The sequence below is a fragment of the Pacificispira sp. HM-600 genome, assembly GCF_977993705.1.
The window spans coordinates 513,829-529,134 of sequence record NZ_OZ388079.1; the positions used below are offsets into that span (position 1 = coordinate 513,829).

General features: G+C 68.3%; 15 protein-coding genes. 3 read left to right on the top strand and 12 right to left on the bottom strand.

The window, feature by feature from the left end; genetic code table 11:
• Positions 1-3: 3 nt before the first annotated feature.
• From ACXZ1E_RS02430 to ACXZ1E_RS02440, 3 genes are read right to left on the bottom strand one after another with little or no spacing between them, the layout of a single operon-like run.
• Positions 4-1,170 (bottom strand): hypothetical protein, encoded by a 1,167-nt coding sequence (locus ACXZ1E_RS02430; RefSeq protein WP_458041862.1) that lies wholly within the window; start codon positions 1,168-1,170, stop codon positions 4-6.
• Entirely contained in the window at positions 1,170-2,810 is a 1,641-nt protein-coding gene (locus ACXZ1E_RS02435) for a sensor histidine kinase (protein WP_458041863.1), read from the bottom strand. Before ACXZ1E_RS02435 ends, ACXZ1E_RS02430 begins: the two co-directional genes overlap by 1 nt.
• A gap of 52 nt (positions 2,811-2,862) precedes the next feature.
• Complete coding sequence (locus ACXZ1E_RS02440) at positions 2,863-4,497, bottom strand: MFS transporter (protein WP_458041864.1); 1,635 nt, start codon at positions 4,495-4,497, stop codon at positions 2,863-2,865.
• A 62-nt stretch (positions 4,498-4,559) separates the two neighbouring features.
• On the opposite strand from ACXZ1E_RS02440, the gene ACXZ1E_RS02445 reads away from it, so the two are divergent.
• Positions 4,560-5,279: an SDR family oxidoreductase gene (locus ACXZ1E_RS02445; protein ID WP_458041865.1), complete on the top strand. Its 720-nt coding sequence runs from the start codon at positions 4,560-4,562 to the stop codon at positions 5,277-5,279.
• Positions 5,280-5,395: 116 nt separating this feature from the next.
• Here the strand turns inward: ACXZ1E_RS02445 and rpsA are convergent, their stop codons facing one another.
• The 5 genes from rpsA to ACXZ1E_RS02470 form a co-directional block, all read right to left on the bottom strand.
• Complete coding sequence (gene rpsA, locus ACXZ1E_RS02450; RefSeq protein WP_458041866.1) at positions 5,396-6,844, bottom strand: 30S ribosomal protein S1; 1,449 nt, start codon at positions 6,842-6,844, stop codon at positions 5,396-5,398.
• A 187-nt stretch (positions 6,845-7,031) separates the two neighbouring features.
• Positions 7,032-7,706, bottom strand: a complete 675-nt coding sequence (locus tag ACXZ1E_RS02455; protein ID WP_458041867.1) for a GAP family protein — start codon at positions 7,704-7,706, stop codon at positions 7,032-7,034.
• A 76-nt stretch (positions 7,707-7,782) separates the two neighbouring features.
• Positions 7,783-8,763 (bottom strand): hypothetical protein, encoded by a 981-nt coding sequence (locus tag ACXZ1E_RS02460; RefSeq protein WP_458041868.1) that lies wholly within the window; start codon positions 8,761-8,763, stop codon positions 7,783-7,785.
• A 110-nt stretch (positions 8,764-8,873) separates the two neighbouring features.
• Positions 8,874-9,257, bottom strand: coding sequence for a TraR/DksA family transcriptional regulator (locus tag ACXZ1E_RS02465; protein ID WP_458041869.1), 384 nt, complete (start codon positions 9,255-9,257; stop codon positions 8,874-8,876).
• A 58-nt stretch (positions 9,258-9,315) separates the two neighbouring features.
• Complete coding sequence (locus ACXZ1E_RS02470) at positions 9,316-9,957, bottom strand: SDR family oxidoreductase (protein ID WP_458041870.1); 642 nt, start codon at positions 9,955-9,957, stop codon at positions 9,316-9,318.
• A gap of 82 nt (positions 9,958-10,039) precedes the next feature.
• Here ACXZ1E_RS02470 and ACXZ1E_RS02475 point away from each other — a divergent pair, with 82 nt between their 5' ends.
• Positions 10,040-11,080 (top strand): FUSC family protein, encoded by a 1,041-nt coding sequence (locus ACXZ1E_RS02475; RefSeq protein WP_458041871.1) that lies wholly within the window; start codon positions 10,040-10,042, stop codon positions 11,078-11,080.
• Here the strand turns inward: ACXZ1E_RS02475 and ACXZ1E_RS02480 are convergent.
• Genes ACXZ1E_RS02480 through ACXZ1E_RS02490 form a run of 3 tightly spaced genes read right to left on the bottom strand, consistent with a single transcriptional unit; the run spans position 11,066 to position 13,599 of the window.
• The gene (locus tag ACXZ1E_RS02480) at positions 11,066-12,241 is read right to left on the bottom strand and encodes an NAD(P)-binding domain-containing protein (protein WP_458041872.1); all 1,176 of its coding nucleotides are present in this window, start codon (positions 12,239-12,241) and stop codon (positions 11,066-11,068) included. The genes ACXZ1E_RS02475 and ACXZ1E_RS02480 overlap by 15 nt on opposite strands.
• 33 nt (positions 12,242-12,274) lie before the next feature.
• Positions 12,275-13,051 carry an isocitrate lyase/PEP mutase family protein gene (locus ACXZ1E_RS02485; protein WP_458041873.1) on the bottom strand — a complete coding sequence of 259 codons (777 nt, stop codon included), beginning with the start codon at positions 13,049-13,051 and terminating at the stop codon, positions 12,275-12,277.
• 50 nt (positions 13,052-13,101) lie between these two features.
• Entirely contained in the window at positions 13,102-13,599 is a 498-nt protein-coding gene (locus ACXZ1E_RS02490) for a DUF427 domain-containing protein (RefSeq protein ID WP_458041874.1), read from the bottom strand.
• 106 nt (positions 13,600-13,705) lie between these two features.
• Between ACXZ1E_RS02490 and ACXZ1E_RS02495 the strand changes: the two genes are divergently transcribed.
• Positions 13,706-14,491, top strand: a complete 786-nt coding sequence (locus ACXZ1E_RS02495) for an SDR family NAD(P)-dependent oxidoreductase (RefSeq protein ID WP_458041875.1) — start codon at positions 13,706-13,708, stop codon at positions 14,489-14,491.
• Between the two features lie 100 nt (positions 14,492-14,591).
• On the opposite strand, the gene ACXZ1E_RS02500 is transcribed toward ACXZ1E_RS02495, so the two are convergent.
• On the bottom strand, positions 14,592-15,305 hold the full coding sequence (locus tag ACXZ1E_RS02500) for a helix-turn-helix domain-containing protein (protein WP_458041876.1): 714 nt from the start codon (positions 15,303-15,305) through the stop codon (positions 14,592-14,594).
• Position 15,306 lies beyond the last annotated feature (1 nt).

Below are 15,306 nucleotides of genomic sequence, written 5' to 3' on the forward strand. Positions count from 1 at the left end.
GTCTCAGACTGCTCCGGCGATCATCACCGAGGCATCCGGACTCGAAGCCGAGCGAACGGCCGCGTCGTTCGCCGCGGTCAACAGCGCCTCCGAGTCGTAGCCCGCGATGTCGCTGACGGCGATGCCCACCCCGAGAACCGGAACGACCGACGTTCCGATCGATCCGAAGTCATCCAGCAGACGACGGTGGATCCGGCTCGCAACGCGGCGTGCGTCCCCGATCGAGGACGGCTGCAGGGCGACGACGATGCCGGTCGATCCCGCGTGGCCGACGATCGCCGAGGTGGGCGCGTAGCGACGCGTACCGACCCGCCACGCGTGCGCGATGTCCTGAGCCTCGACGGAGCCGAAGGCGGTCGCGATCTGGGGCAGGTCATCGAGCCGGACCGAAATCACGGCGATCCTCTCGCTGAACGCCGCGGCTCGGTGCGTCAGGTCGCCAAACAGCTTGGCGAATGACTCGTCGTCGTACAGACCATCCGAATCGAGGAGGAGGGTCGTGCTGTCCCCGCGCCCGCGCAGACGCGTCTGTCCGGACCGGAGCACCGACATCGACACGACCGCCACCATCGTGAGGATGATGGTGAGGAACGAGGTCGTGATCGATCCGAACCAGGTCAGGAAGAATTCATCCGTCGGGCCCAGCATGGCGAAGACGATGGAGCGCGCGACGTAGTACACGCTCTGCACCCCGAGGACGAGCGTCAGCGCGACCGTGGAAGCGCTCCGCCCCATCACCGCACGGCGCGATTCGACCGCGCCCAGCCCCGCCAGGACGGCGAGAGCGATGAACATCACGAGCGCCCCCGCCCAGTCGCCGCCGTCCGGTCCGGCGAAGAGCGCCGCGATGAGAGCCGCGACGGCGAAGCCCGCGACGATCCAGGCGGAAATGGTCACGGAGCGACCGTTATAGCTGCGCGACCCCACCCAGAGAGAGCCAGTGCCTACCACGAAGGAGGCGTTACCGATAGCGATCACGACACCTGCTTCACCCGAGGCGGCCCAGGCCAGATAGGAGAGGGTCGTCAGGATTGCCGCGATGAACGCGAGCGACCAGATCCGCCCCGCGCCCGTGTCGCGTCGCAGAACGGTGTCGAGGACGAACTGGACGCCCGCGACGATCACGACGACCGCGGTGCAGATCGAGATCGAGAACATGTCGAAGACCATCAGGCTTCTCCCCGCGGATCGGTGGCGGGCAGTCGAACGATGAACGTCGCTCCCTCGCCGGCTCGTGTCTGAACGGTGATTTCGCCGCCGGAGGCGCGCACGATGTCGCGCGTAATCGCGAGCCCGAGCCCACTCCCGTGCGTCGTCGTCTTGCGGACGGCATCCGCTCGGAAGAAGCGCTCGAACAGTCGCGGCAGCTCCTGTTCGCTGATACCCGGGCCGTCGTCGCGGACGATGATCCAGGCGTGCAGGCCGTCCGACGTGAGTCCCACCTCGATGTGGCCGCCGTCGTCGTTGTACTTCACGGCGTTCGAGAGCAGATTGTCCATCACCTGTCGGATGCGGTGCGGGTCGGCATACGCCATCGCCGGTTCGACGCCGGAGGCATCGATCGTGATGCGACGCTCCCCCGCCGGAGGGATGACGGCCTCGATCGATGCCATCACCACCTCCGCCAGATCAGACATCTGGGGCGTGACGGTCAAGTCGACGCCCTGTCGCGAAGCCGCGGAGACGGTGAGGATGTCGGAGACCAGTTCGAGCAGGCGCGTGGCGTTGCGCTCGGCGACCTCGAGGCTGCGTCGTGCCGTGGGAGCGAGGGACTCTTCGTCCAGCGCCAAGTCCAGATATCCGATGATCGACGTCAACGGCGTGCGCAACTCGTGCGAAACGGACGCCACCAGATCCTCTCGCGCGCGCAGGGCGAGCTCTTCCGTCGTCACGTCGCGAGAGATCACGATCGTGCCGGCGTCCTGTCCGTTGACGTCCTGGATGCGACGGGCGGTCATGCTGAGTGCGCGACGACTGTCGTCGCCCGGTTCGCCATACCAGACCAGCTCGTTCTCGAAGAGTTCGCCGGCGCGAGCGCGGGCGAGCGGCATCTCGTCGGCGAGCAGGCGCGTGACGCCATCCGCTCCGAAAGCGGCCGCCTCGGCACCCTTGGACCTCGCACGCTGAAGACGAGCGTGGGCCTCGTTCGTGACGGCGAGCGAACCGTCCGGCGAAATACGGATCACACCGAAGTCGACGGCGTCCAGCGCATCCGTGACGATGTCTTCCTGGCGCCGTGCGCGCTCCACCGAGCGCTCGAGGTTGCGTGTTTGTTTGTCGAGCAGCTCGCGCTGCGCCCAGGAACGCCTCGAGGCCAGGTACGCGATCGTTGCGACGGCGGCCACAGCAACCGGCAACAGCAGTGTCGTCGCGGTCAGCTGATTTCCGGGGTTGGTCGCGATCAGGACCCAGAAAAGCACCGTGATGCTGCTCACCGCCAGCAGAGTTCCGATCAGCCCGTACATGTAGGCGATCCACATCGCCGGGAACGCCCACAGCAGCCCCAGCCCGGACTCGGGGGAGGCGTAGCGCAGGATCGCGATCGCGACGATGTCCGCGGCGGGAATCACGGCGCTCACGACCGGGGGAAAACGGTTCCAGGGAACGACGAGAGCGGCGCCCGTCGCGGCGAACACGACGCCCATGCCCAGCACCAAAGCGTCGATATCGCGCGCTTGCTGGATGGCGAGGATCACCAGCGAGCCGAGCAGAACGATGCTGCCGAGCAGAACCTGATTCTGCAGCACCGTGCGTTCGCGGACGCTGTCGTTGATGCGCGATCGACGCGCGAGTGCGGCGTCGGAGGTCATGACTGAAACTTATCGCGCCCGGGGGCCGTCGAAGTGCAAGCCACGCAGACGGCTACCCCCGCTTCGGGGCAACGGAATCCGCCGGATCGGTCGCGCCCGAAGCATCCTGCATCTCGTAGAGCGCGACCAGCTCGCGCTCCCGGGCGTGCGGGGGGAGGAAGAACGCCACCAGGCACGCACCGAGCGCGATCGCGATAGCGCCCACGAGGTAGGCCGCGAGAGCGCCCGAGACCAGACTGTGGCTCGCCGCCGCGAGGATCTCGTTCTTGTACTGCGGGTACTGATCAGCGACGTGCAGGGCGGAGGCGAAGGATGCCTGAAGCGCCCGCGTCACGCTGTCGCTGATCTGCGACGCCTCGGAACTCGCGGCGATCGAGCGTGCGAAAGCGGCTGCAAAACCGCTCGCCAGGATCGCGCCGAGCAGGGCCTGCATGATGGAGCCGCCGAGGTCACGTTGAAGATCCGAGGTCGCAGAGGCCATGCCCACGCGACGTACGGGTGTGCTCTCGGTCAGAGCGCGCGAGGCGGGGGTCATCGCGAACGCGGCGCCCGCACCGATCACGAGGAAGCCGAACCCGATCAGCGGGTACGGCGTCTGCTCACGCCAGAAGAGCATGGTCACGAATCCGACGAACACGAGCGCATACCCGACCAGCATCGTCACCCGGGACCCGTGCGAGGTGACCAGGCGCGCCGAAATCGGGGCGATCGCCAGCAGCCCGACGGCGGCAGGTACGACCGCGAGCCCGGCCGCGAGGGTGTTGTACCCGAGGATGTTCTGCAGAAACTGCTGGCCGACGAACATGGCCCCCATGAGCGAGCCGAACACGATCGTCCCCGCGGCCGCCGGCACCCAGAAGAGACGCCGCCGAGCAACGCGCAGGTCGTAGAGCGGATGCCGGGTGACCGCCTGGCGCCACCCGAACAACGCCAACAGCGCCAGCGCCGCGACGAGCAGGACTGCGCCGGTGAGCGCCTGTCCGGGCGCGAAGACCATGCTGATGCCGAGCACGAGCGCGGCGATGGCGAGTGTGGCGAGCACTCCCCCACGGTGGTCGACCGGCTCGCTCGATTCCTTCACGTGTGCGGGCACGAGGATGACGACGAGCACGAGCGCCACGGCCGCGAAGGGCAGGGCGAGTAGGAACGCCGAACCCCACCAGAAGACCTGCAGGAGAAGACCTGCGAGCACCGAGCCGACCACCGTGGCCATCGCGCTGACACTCGACCAGAGCGCGATGGCGCCGGTGCGCTTCGGACCGTTTGCCCAGAGCGCCGTGATGAGCGAGAGCGTCGTCGGATACGCCATCCCCGCGGCGATGCCGGTGAAGATCCGGGCGGCGATCAAAAGCTCAACGGACGGGGCGAAAGCAGAGAGGAAGCTCGCCACGAGCGTGAGCGAAAGTCCCAACACCAGCAACTGCTTGCGGCCGTATCGGTCGGCCAGCGCACCCAGATACAGCACCGACATCGCGAGCCCGAGCGAGCACCCGAGCGCAACAAGATTCAGGGATGTCTGCCCGGCACCGAACGCGTCGCCGATGTCCGGCAGTGCGATGTTGGCCGCCGCGAGGTTGATGTTGCACACCAGCGCCGCCAGGATCAGCGCCGCGAGCACCAGAGGCGCGCGACGAGGGGCGTCCGCGTCCGGAGGAGCAGGGGCGGACGACGGTGCGGCATCGGTCATGCCATCACGTTATCGCCCGCCCGCTCCCGGCATCGCGCCGACAGGTCGCGTATACAGGTTGCATGAGTGCACAATCAGCCGCCGCGTCCGACTCCCGTCCTCTCGCGCTCGTGACGGGCGCCCCGGGAGGCATCGGCGGCGCAATCGTGCGAGACCTGGCGCGCACGCACCGTGTGATCGCGATCGGACGGAACGCCGACGCGCTGGCGCGACTGGCCTCCGAGACGGGCGCCGAACCACAGGTTGTGGAGCTGACCGATGCCGCGGCGATCGAGCGGCTGGCGGCCGGGCTGGAGCGTCTCGATGTGCTCGTGCACGCTGCGGCGATCGCCGACGTCCGCTCTGTCGAACAGGCGACGGAGGACGACTGGGAACGTCAGCTGCGCATCAACGTCATTTCGCCCGCGTTGCTCACCCGCGCGACGCTGCCACTCATTCGTCGCACCCAAGGCACGATCGTCTTCATCGGGTCGGGCTCGGGCACACGCCCCTCGGCCGGCAGCGCCATCTACACGGCGTCGAAATTCGCCCTCCGCGCGATCGCCGATGTACTTCGCCTGGATGAGGAACAGCACCGCGTGCGCGTCGTCACGGTTGCCCCGGGACCGACCGACACCGCCATGCAGCGCACCATGGTGGCTGACGCGGGCGGCACGTACGATCCCGAGGTCTACATCCGGCCGCACTCCGTCGCGCGCGAAGTGCGTCACGTCGTGGACGCACCGGCCGACGTGCAGATCACGGATGTCGCGATCCGGCCCCGCGTCGAGGTGCGCCGCTGACGAAGCCCCCGAACGGACGCAGGGATGAGCGTCAACGCCACGGTGTCCGGCGCCCAACGCCACAGGGGCCGAGGCCCGAAAGCCCCGACCCCTGTCGGTTGTTGCGAAATCGCGGCTTAGCGGCCGGCGAGCTTCTCGCGAAGAGCCGCCAGCGACTCGTCGTCGGCAAGCGTGCCCGCACCGGCGGAGTCACTCGAGAACGACGACGAAGCGGATGCCTCGGGCGCTGCAGCCTCGGCCTCGGCGGCCTTGGCGACGAGAGTCTTGTGCTGCTCCCAGCGAGCCTGGGCAGCGGCGTACTCCTGCTCCCACTTCTCGCGCTCGGCGTCGAAGCCTTCCTTCCACGCCTGCGTCTCGACGTCGAAGCCCTCGGGGTACTTGTACTCGCCGTTCTCGTCGTACTCGGTCACCATGCCGTAGAGGGCCGGGTCGAACTCGGTACCGAAGGGATCGATCGAGTCGTTCGCCTGCTTGAGCGACAGCGAGATGCGGCGACGCTCGAGGTCGATGTCGATGACCTTGACGAACACCTCTTCGCCGACCGAGACGACCTGCTCGGCGAGCTCGACATGCTTGCCCGACAGCTCCGAGATGTGCACGAGGCCTTCGATGCCGTCTGCGACGCGAACGAACGCACCGAACGGAACGAGCTTGGTGACCTTACCCGGCGCGACCTGTCCGATCGCGTGGGTACGGGCGAATACCTGCCACGGGTCTTCCTGCGTCGCCTTGAGCGAGAGCGAGACGCGCTCGCGGTCGAGGTCGACCTCGAGGATCTCGACGGTGACTTCCTGTCCGACCTCGACGACCTCGCTGGCGTGCTCGATGTGCTTCCACGACAGTTCGGAGACGTGCACGAGGCCGTCCACGCCGCCGAGGTCGACGAACGCACCGAAGTTGACGATCGACGAGACGACACCCTTGCGGACCTGGCCCTTGTGCAGGGCGTTGAGGAAGTTCGAGCGCGACTCCGACTGCGTCTGCTCGAGCAGCGCACGGCGGCTCAGGACGACGTTGTTGCGGTTCTTGTCGAGTTCGAGGATCTTCGCTTCGATCTCCTGGCCGAGGAACGGCGTGAGGTCGCGGACGCGACGCAGGTCGATGAGCGACGCGGGGAGGAAGCCGCGGAGACCGATGTCGACGATCAGACCGCCCTTGACGACCTCGATCACCTGACCGGTGACGACACCGTCGTTCTCCTTGATCTTCTCCACGTCACCCCAGGCACGCTCGTACTGAGCGCGCTTCTTGGACAGGATGAGGCGTCCCTCTTTGTCCTCCTTCTGGAGAACAAGAGCCTCGACAGCGTCGCCGAGCTTGACGACCTCATTGGGGTCGACGTCGTGCTTGATGGAAAGTTCGCGCGAGGGGATGACACCCTCGGTCTTGTACCCGACGTCGAGGAGGACCTCGTCGCGGTCGATCTTCACGACGGTGCCTTCGATGAGGTCTCCGTCGTTGAAGAATTTGAGGGTCAGTTCGACCGCGGCCAGAAAATCCTCAGCGGATCCGATGTCATTGATCGCGACCTGCTTGGGTGCCGTGGCGGTCGTTGCGGTAGTCATGTAGTGGGTTGTCCTTGTTGGGTTGGTGTCGGGCTCCGGCCCTGTCCGAACGCCGTATGGACGAACGAATACCCGGGGCCGGGCGAAGCGGATTTCTTGTTGCCGTGCATTCACGGCGAGATCGTCACAGAAGTGACATCCCAGGGTATCAGAACGCTGTCGACGCCCGCATTATGCCCAGGATCGGTTACAGACGGATGCCGAACCAGCCGAGATTGCCGGTGCCGAGCAACAGCACGAAGACGCCGACGAGCACGAGCACGATCGACATGACGAACCCGGAGTCGCGCTCGATCCAGTCCTGGAACCGCTCCATCCGTTCGCGCACGCCGCCGCGTGCGAACGTGAAGAGCACGGTAATCGCTGCCACCGTCGACACCGATGCGACGACGAAGATCGCCAGCATGAACATCAGCACGAAAAAGGGCGGGTCGGCGTGGCGCACCCGCGCGGCCGCCGTCGCGGTGATGAGCAGCGCCTCGGGGTGAATCGCGAAGCTCGCCCCGAGGGCCACCGTCAGCGTCGGTGTGAGGTTGCGCACGCCGCTCACGAGCCTCGACGACCTCGGCGCGGTACGACGCCGCGCGATCTGAATGACTCCGAGCACGACCATGAGCACACCGGCGACGATCTCGATCCACCCGATCAGCGTCTTGTCGCCGAACTTCGGCAGCCGAACGGCATGCAACGCCCCCGCGAACAGGCCCACGATCAGAAGCAGTGCAGCGGCATAACCGATCGTGAGGAGCCATCCGGGACGTGACTGGCGGGCCGAGAGAACAACGACGATCGTCGTGACGATCGGGATCGTCGTGAACGCGACGGTCAGCCCGAGCGCGATCAGCACCAGCCAGTCGGCCACCGTTTGCATTCCTTCCCGGGTCAGACCGGACGCACTGCACGACGTCCCCGGGTCAGTGTGCCAGGTGAGAGGCAGGTCAGGCGCGCTCGACGTCCACCCAGGCCATCATGTCCTGACGCACACGCCTCGGGTCGACACCCGCGCGGGGCGCCAGTTCGGCGATGTATTCGGCGACGAGGGCTGTGGCTGCGGCCCTCGTGACGCGGGCCGTTCCGGCACACCTCGTCCGTAACACCGACACGACCCAGGCGACATGCTCGGGCCTGATGGTCACGCCGCGTCCCGATGCGCCCGCCACCGCGGCGCGGGCACGTTCGTCCAGGCTGCGGCGGGTGAAGCCCGCGAGCACCTGCGGGTCGAGGCGTCCCGTTGCCAGGAGGGCGGTGATCGTGTCGCTCAGCTCGGACCAGGTCACGAGCGGCAGGGCGGGATCGACGGCGCGCAGGGCACGGATGGAAGCGGGGGCACGTGCATCTTCGACGCGCTCCGCGTGCCGCGAGTGGTTCACGGCACGAAGTCGAACCGGGCGAGTCAGGTCGTCGCCGACTTCTCCATCCGCCGTGTCGACCACGTCCTCGTCCGCAGGACCGGCGGACTCGCTCTCAGCACCGTCGAAGTCATCCACTGACTCGGCGGACTCGCCTCCCGATGAACTCTCGACCGCGACGTATTCGGCGAGCACGCGCGCGGCGAAGAGAGCGAGCGGGACGGTGGCGAGTTCGCGCGCGATCGATGCTTCCTCCTCGGCCCCCACGGTCTGCAGGAGACGCGCGGCCGTGTCGAGGGCACGATAGGTCTCTGCCGCGTCGAACGGACGGATGCGCGCCCAGGCATCCCACACCGATTGCAGCTCACGCGCATAGCCGGCGAGGGCATTCGCTGTTGCTTCGTCCCCAGAGAATGTCGGGGCTCCCCCGAGCACGCCCAACATGCTGACGAGGTCACGATCGACGTTCGGCTCCGCATCCGCGTCGCCCCGCGCTACCGCACGATCGGCGAGCATGCGATCGAGGTAGGGCCCCACGCCCGCCACGACGAGCTCGAGGGCATCGCCCACGAGCGCTCTGTTCTCAGTCCCCACTGCGGTCCCTGCCTTCGGCGGCCCCGGACTCCGCCCCGCGGCGAAAGTCTCCGACGAGGTGGCTTTGGGTGCGAGTGTAGCGAGCCTCAGCGCGACGCGCCGAGACACGGCACGCACGTCTTTGCCGCCGGCACTCGTCGCAGACGCCCATCCACGATCTGCTCGCCGCAGCGTTCGCACCGACCGTACGTTCCCGCGTCGAGTCGTTCGCGCGCGTGCTCCAGTTCGGCGAGCTCTACGAGGTACTCACCGCGCAGCCCCTCGGCGCGCGACCATTCCGTGATCAGGGTCGACCCTTCGGGGTCGTGCTCGTCATCCGTCCATTCTTCGCGCGCCCGACGGATGCCGATCAATTGCGCGTCGACGAGGTTCAGCCGCGCGGTGATCTCGTCACGCCGGTCGCTGATGAACGCGGCATAGTCGGGTCGCTCAGCCTCCGCCGATCCCGGAACCGCGGCCCCCGTTGTCATCCCTCCACGATAAGTCGGGGAACGACGAGGGGGGCCGCGTGTCTCGCGCTGAGGCGGATCAGGCGCGGACGGCGTCGGAGATCGGGGTCGAACCCGCGTTGAACTCGATCGTGCGACCGACCGTTGACGGGTCCGCGAGGACAGCGGCGATGACCGCCGCGACATCCGCTCGCGCGACCGTGCGCGACTCGCCGCCGACATCGATCCGTCCCGTCGGCGGGTCGAGCGTCAAGCCGCTCGGGCCGAGGATGGTCCAGTCCAGCCCCGTGGCCTGCAGGTGTTCGTCAGCGGCGGCCTTCGCTTCCGCGTACGCGAAGAACGAGTTGTCCGCGGGCACACCGTGATCGGGCCCGGCACCGAAGTAGGACACCATGACGTAGCGCTTCGCGCCGGCGTCCTGCGCCGCGTCCATCGAGCGGATCGCCGCGTCGCGGTCGACCGCGTAGGTGCGCTCGGGAGATCCCCCACCAGCGCCCGCCGACCACACGACGGCGTCGTGGCCCGCGAACAGCGCGGCGAGTTCCGCGCGGTCGAGACTGGCAACATCGGCGACGACAGCGGTCGCGCCATCCGCCTCGACATCGGCGGTGTGATCGGCGTTGCGGATCACCGCCGAGACCTCGTCCCCGCGGGCTATCAGGAGCGGCGTCAGCAAACGCGCCACCTTGCCGTGACCGCCGATGATCAGAATCCGTGACATGCGAGCCTCCTCGATCGTTCCGAACCATCCAGCCTATGCGCGCCCGCGACACGCCGGGCCGGTACCGGCATACCGTGGGGGGATGCGCGTGTCATCCGCCATCCGCGCCCCGCAGCGGGCGCCCGTTCTGCAGGTCGCCAAGGCCGCCGTGGCGACGGTCTCGGCGTGGCTGATCGCGGATGCGATCGTGCAGGGTCCGCCGCCCGTCTTCGCCGCGATCGCCGCCCTACTGGTCGTTCAGCCGAGCCTCAACCAGTCGTTCAGCAAAGCCATCGAGCGCAGCGTCGGGGTGATCGTCGGCGTCGTCATCGCGTCGGCGCTCGGGATCGCCTTCGGTGAGTACACCTGGGTCATCCTCGTGTCGATCGTCGTCGCGCTGATCGTCGCCTGGCTTGCCCGCGCGACGTCGGGTACATCCAATCAGGTGGCGATCAGCGCCCTGCTCGTACTCTCTTTGGGCGCCGCGACTCCGGGATACGCCGTCGACCGCGTGCTCGAGACGATCATCGGTGCCGCGATCGGCATCATCGTGAACGTCATCCTGGTGCCGCCCGTGGCGGTTACCCCCGCCCATCGCGCCGTCGAGGCGCTGGGCGAAGAGGTGGCCGCATCGCTCGAACGTCTGGCCTCGGCGCTCGAGCATCCGCGCTCCAGAGCGGATCTCGAGGAGCTCCTGCTTACCGCCCGGCTGATGCGACCCATGCGCGACGCGGCCGAAGACGCGATCGCCGCGGGCCGCGAATCCCTCACCCTCAACCCCCGGGCGCGGCGTCACCGTGAAGAGCTGGCGAGCCTCAACTCAGTGCTCGATCGCCTCGGACCCATCGTCACGCAGGTCATCGGGATGACCCGCGCCTTCTACGATCACTACGACCCGACGATCCCCGACGAGCCCACCGTGCGGGCGATCGCCGACCAGTTGCGGCGGGCCGCCCACGACGTCCGCCTCGACCTGCGGGGCGTCGAGACCGACGCGGCGCAGGTCGAGAGGGGCGACACGACGGGCCCGGCGCTCACTGCTCCGCTCGTGATCGCCACACCGTCGCCGGATCACTGGATCCTGATCGGTTCGCTCCTGGAAGATCTGCAGCGGATCCACGCCACGCTCTCACGCACCGGGTAGCGCGCCCGCGGTAGCGGATGACGCCGTTTCGGCTGTCGGTTTCGGCGCCGGATCATGCGCAGAGCTCATCTCGGAGACGATCTGCGCGACCGCGACACGCCCGGCCCGATTCGCGCCGATCGTGGACGCCGAGGGCCCGTATCCGATGAGGAATAGCCGCGGCTCGTCGGTCGCTCGGCTGTCTTCGACCCGGATGCCGCCGCCGGGCACGCGAATGCGCAACGGCGCCAGGTGATCCAGCGCCGAGCGGAAGCCGGTGGCCCACAGGATCGCGTCTGCAGCGACGAACGAACCATCCGGCATCCGCACCCCGTTCTGTTCTATCGACGAGAACATCGGATGCCGCACCAGCACACCCCGCGCCTGCGCCGCACGTGCCCACGGTGTCCAGTGCATGCCGGTGACCGAGATCACACTGCCCGGAACGAGGCCTTGGCGCACCCGCTCGTCGACGCCCGCGATCGCTGCCACCCGGGCGGCGATGTCGAAGTCCTCGTCGATCCACTCCGGCTCGCGCCGCGTGACCCAGAATGTGTCGGCGACGCGCGAGATTTCGTCGAGCAGTTGCAGCGCCGATACCCCGGCCCCGACGATGACGACCCGGTGACCTGCGAACTCATCGGCCGACACGTAGTCGGCAACATGGAGTTGGCGTCCGCGGAAGCGCTCCTGCCCGGGGTAGTGCGGCCAGAACGGCTTGGTCCAGGTGCCGGTCGCATTGATGACGTATCGAGCGGCATACACCGCCCTCTCGGTCGCGACGAGCAGGCGGCCTCGTGGGTCGTCGTCTTCCCGATCGATGGAGCGAACGGGTTCGGGGCGGTGGACCCGCAGATCGAAGCGCTGCTCGTACTCCGCGAAGTACACGGGCAGGATGTCTCGGCTCGCAGACGCCGGGTCGGCCGGCGGCACCGGGAAGCCGGGGAGCTCATGGATGCCGTTGACCGTACCCATCCGGAGCGACTGCCAGCGATGCTGCCATGCACCGCCCGGTCGATCGTTCGCGTCGAGGACGACGAATGTGCGGGCATCCGGCGCGGCATCGGAAACGGAAGTGTCGAGCGGGACGAATCCCCGGCGCCGCAGGTGGTAGGCCGCCGATAACCCGGCCTGGCCCGCCCCGATCACCACGACGTCGACGGCCAGCGCTCCCACGCCCATGCAAACCCCGGCCGGCCGCGCGCTATTCCGGCGTCAGTTGAGGGCGCGCGTCGACGACGGGATCAGCCCGTCTGCGTAGAGGTCGATCGCGACATCCTGCAGCGCGGTCAGGGCAACCCTCTGCGTCATCGGACCGTACGATATCCGCGCCACACCGAGCGCCTCGTACTCGGCCGCCGAAAGTGAACCCGGCAGTCCGATCACGCTCAGCTTGCCGACACCCAGACCCGCCACGAGCTCGCGGGTCGTCTCGGCGTCGAGGATTCCGGGCACGAAGACGAGGCTGGCACCGGCATTCAGGTAGGCCCGCCCCCGTTCGACGGCATCGGCGATCGAGGCTTCACGGGGACGATCTCCCCCGCGGACAAAGGCGTCCGTCCGCGCGTTCAGCACGAAGGGAACACCCTCGGCTTCTCCGGCGGCGATGATCGCACGCACGTTCGCGACCGACTCGTCGAGCGGGCGAAGCCGATCCTCCACATTTGCGCCAACCACGCCGACGCCGATCGCGCGGCGCGTCGTTTCTCCTGCGTTGCCGTAGCCCGCGTCGAGATCGGAGCTGACGGGCAGGTCCGTTGCGGCGACGATGCGGCCGGCCATGTCGAGCATCAGCTCGAGCGGGATGTTCTCGCCGTCTTCATAGCCGAACGTCGCCGCAATCGAGTGACCGGCGGTGGCCAGGGCCTTCGTCTCGGGAAGCGCGGCGACGGCCTGCGCCGAGACGACATCCCACACGTTCACGACCCGAAGGATCTCGGGGGCGGCGTGCAATCGCTCGAGGGTGCTGGCCTTCTCTACCTGGGTGCTCATGTCTCCACGCTAACGCGGAGTAGTACCCTCGGGGCCGGGCAGGCCGCGACTCACCAGCCGTGCGAGCCGGGCACCCCTTTGAACGGGCCGACGATCGCCGAGGTCACCCAACCGCCGTAGAAACCTCCGGGCTGAGGCACGACGCGTTCACCGTCGACGGTGCATTCGTCCATCTCACCCGCGTAGACCGCTACCCGATCCGCGAGCACCTCGAACCCGCGCGAGGGGGTCGGATAGTTCCACCCGGCGCGCGGGACGACGGTGCCACCGGTGACCACATCGAAGTAGCGCGCGGCACCCTTCCATTCGCAGAACGACGAACCGGAGGCGGGCACGAGCGCTCCGTCCCGGAAGTCCGCGATCGGCACGTAGTAGACGGGCGGATGACTCGTCTCGAGCACGCGGACGACATCACGGGTGTCGAGGATCCCGGTGCCGCCCAGGTCGATCGTGACCGGTGCGTCGACCCGCTCGACACGGGGTGGACGGGGGTAGTCCCACACGGACTCCTGTCCGGGGGCTACGGGATCGGGCGTGGGTCGACGCATCCTTCAAAGCTAATGCGCGCAGCGCGCATCGGCTCGGCCTTCGCAGGGTCTCGCTCCCCGCGCGGACACGGCCCCCACACATCCGACGGCGCTTAGTGTGGCGAGCATGCCCATCGACTTCACCGCCACGACCGCCCTGATCACGGGAGCGAGTTCCGGCATCGGCGCCGCGTTCGCCGATTCCCTCGCCGCGCGCGGTGCGAACCTCGTACTCGTCGCGCGTCGCGAGGACCGCCTCATCGAGCTCGCGACCGAGCTCGGCGCGCGGCACGGCATCACGGCGACCCCGATCGCGATGGATCTGGCCCGTGACGAGGCGGCGGCCGAGCTGCGGGACGAACTCGCGCAGAGAGGCATCCTCATCGACTCGCTGATCAACAACGCCGGATTCGGCATGCGCGGGGACTTCATCGAGGCCGACCCCACTCGGATCGCCGCGATGATCCAGCTGAACGTCTCGACGCTCGTCGCCCTTACGCACGCCTTCCTGCCGAGTCTCGTCGCGTCCGGCCGCGGCGCACTCGTCAATATCTCGAGCGTCGTCGCGTATCAGCCGACCCCGCACATGGCGGCGTACGGGGCATCGAAGGCCTTCGTCCTGAGCTTCACCGAGGCCATTGCCTACGAGACCCGCGCTTCGGGCCTACGCGTGCTCGCCGTGAGCCCGGGCGCCACGGCAACCGAGTTCTTCGAGATCGCGAACGCCGAAGACATGGCGAAGGGCCGCGTGCAGAGCCCCGCTCAGGTGGTCGCGACCGCCCTGCGGGCCCTGGATCGTCGACGTACCCCGCCGAGCGTCGTGTCGGGCGGCACGAACTCCGTCGCCGCGGCGCTCGCAGGCGTGCTGCCGCGCGGGTTGGTGCTGGATGCGAGCGGTCGCCTGCTCGCCTGAGCCTCACGAGCCGCCGCCGCGACAGCCGCGAACGGACGCGACTCGCCGTTCCACCCGCGGATGGAACGGCGAGTCGCGACCGGTCGAGCTCTGCTTCGGCTCAGGTCAGGAGCGGCGCGAGGCGTTCCGCGGTCGGCGCGAGCAGACGAATGACCCCGGAGGGCTCCTCCACCCGATGCGCCGGACCCGAGAAGCCGAGCGCGCCAGCGAGCGCCCCTCCGGCATCGCGGATGGGCAGAGCGAGGCATCCGAATCCCGGCACCAGCTCACCGATCTGCCGCGTCACCCCGAACCTCCGGATGTCGGCTGCCGCAGAATCCAGCCCGGGCGGGTGGTCGCGGTCGGGGTCTGAACCCGCCTCCGCCAAGAACAGGCGGCCGAGCGCGAAACGACCGGGATCGCGCGCCAGGCGCACCGGATCGCTGAACGGGAAGTCCGGATCGGCGTCGACGAGACTCACCCGTCCCTCGGGGTACAGCACGACGTGCACGCCCCCGCGGACGTGGTCGCGCGCCGCGGTGAGCAGGTCGCGCGCGGCCGAGGGCAGCCGCACGGGCGCCGCAACAGACGCGAGATGCACGACCTTGGCGCCGAGCGCGAAGCCCGACAGGTCAGGTGTGCGGACGAGGAAGCCGTCCTGCACGAGCAGGTTCACGAGCCGGTAGGTCGTCGCTTTGGGCAGCCCGAGCGCCTCCGAGATCTCGCGGGCCGTCGCCCCGGCCCCGAGCTCGGCAACGGCCTCCAGCAGCGTCAGCGCACTGTGGATCGCGCGAGGCTGCCGTGCCGAGAGCTCCCCGCCACCCGGACCATTCACA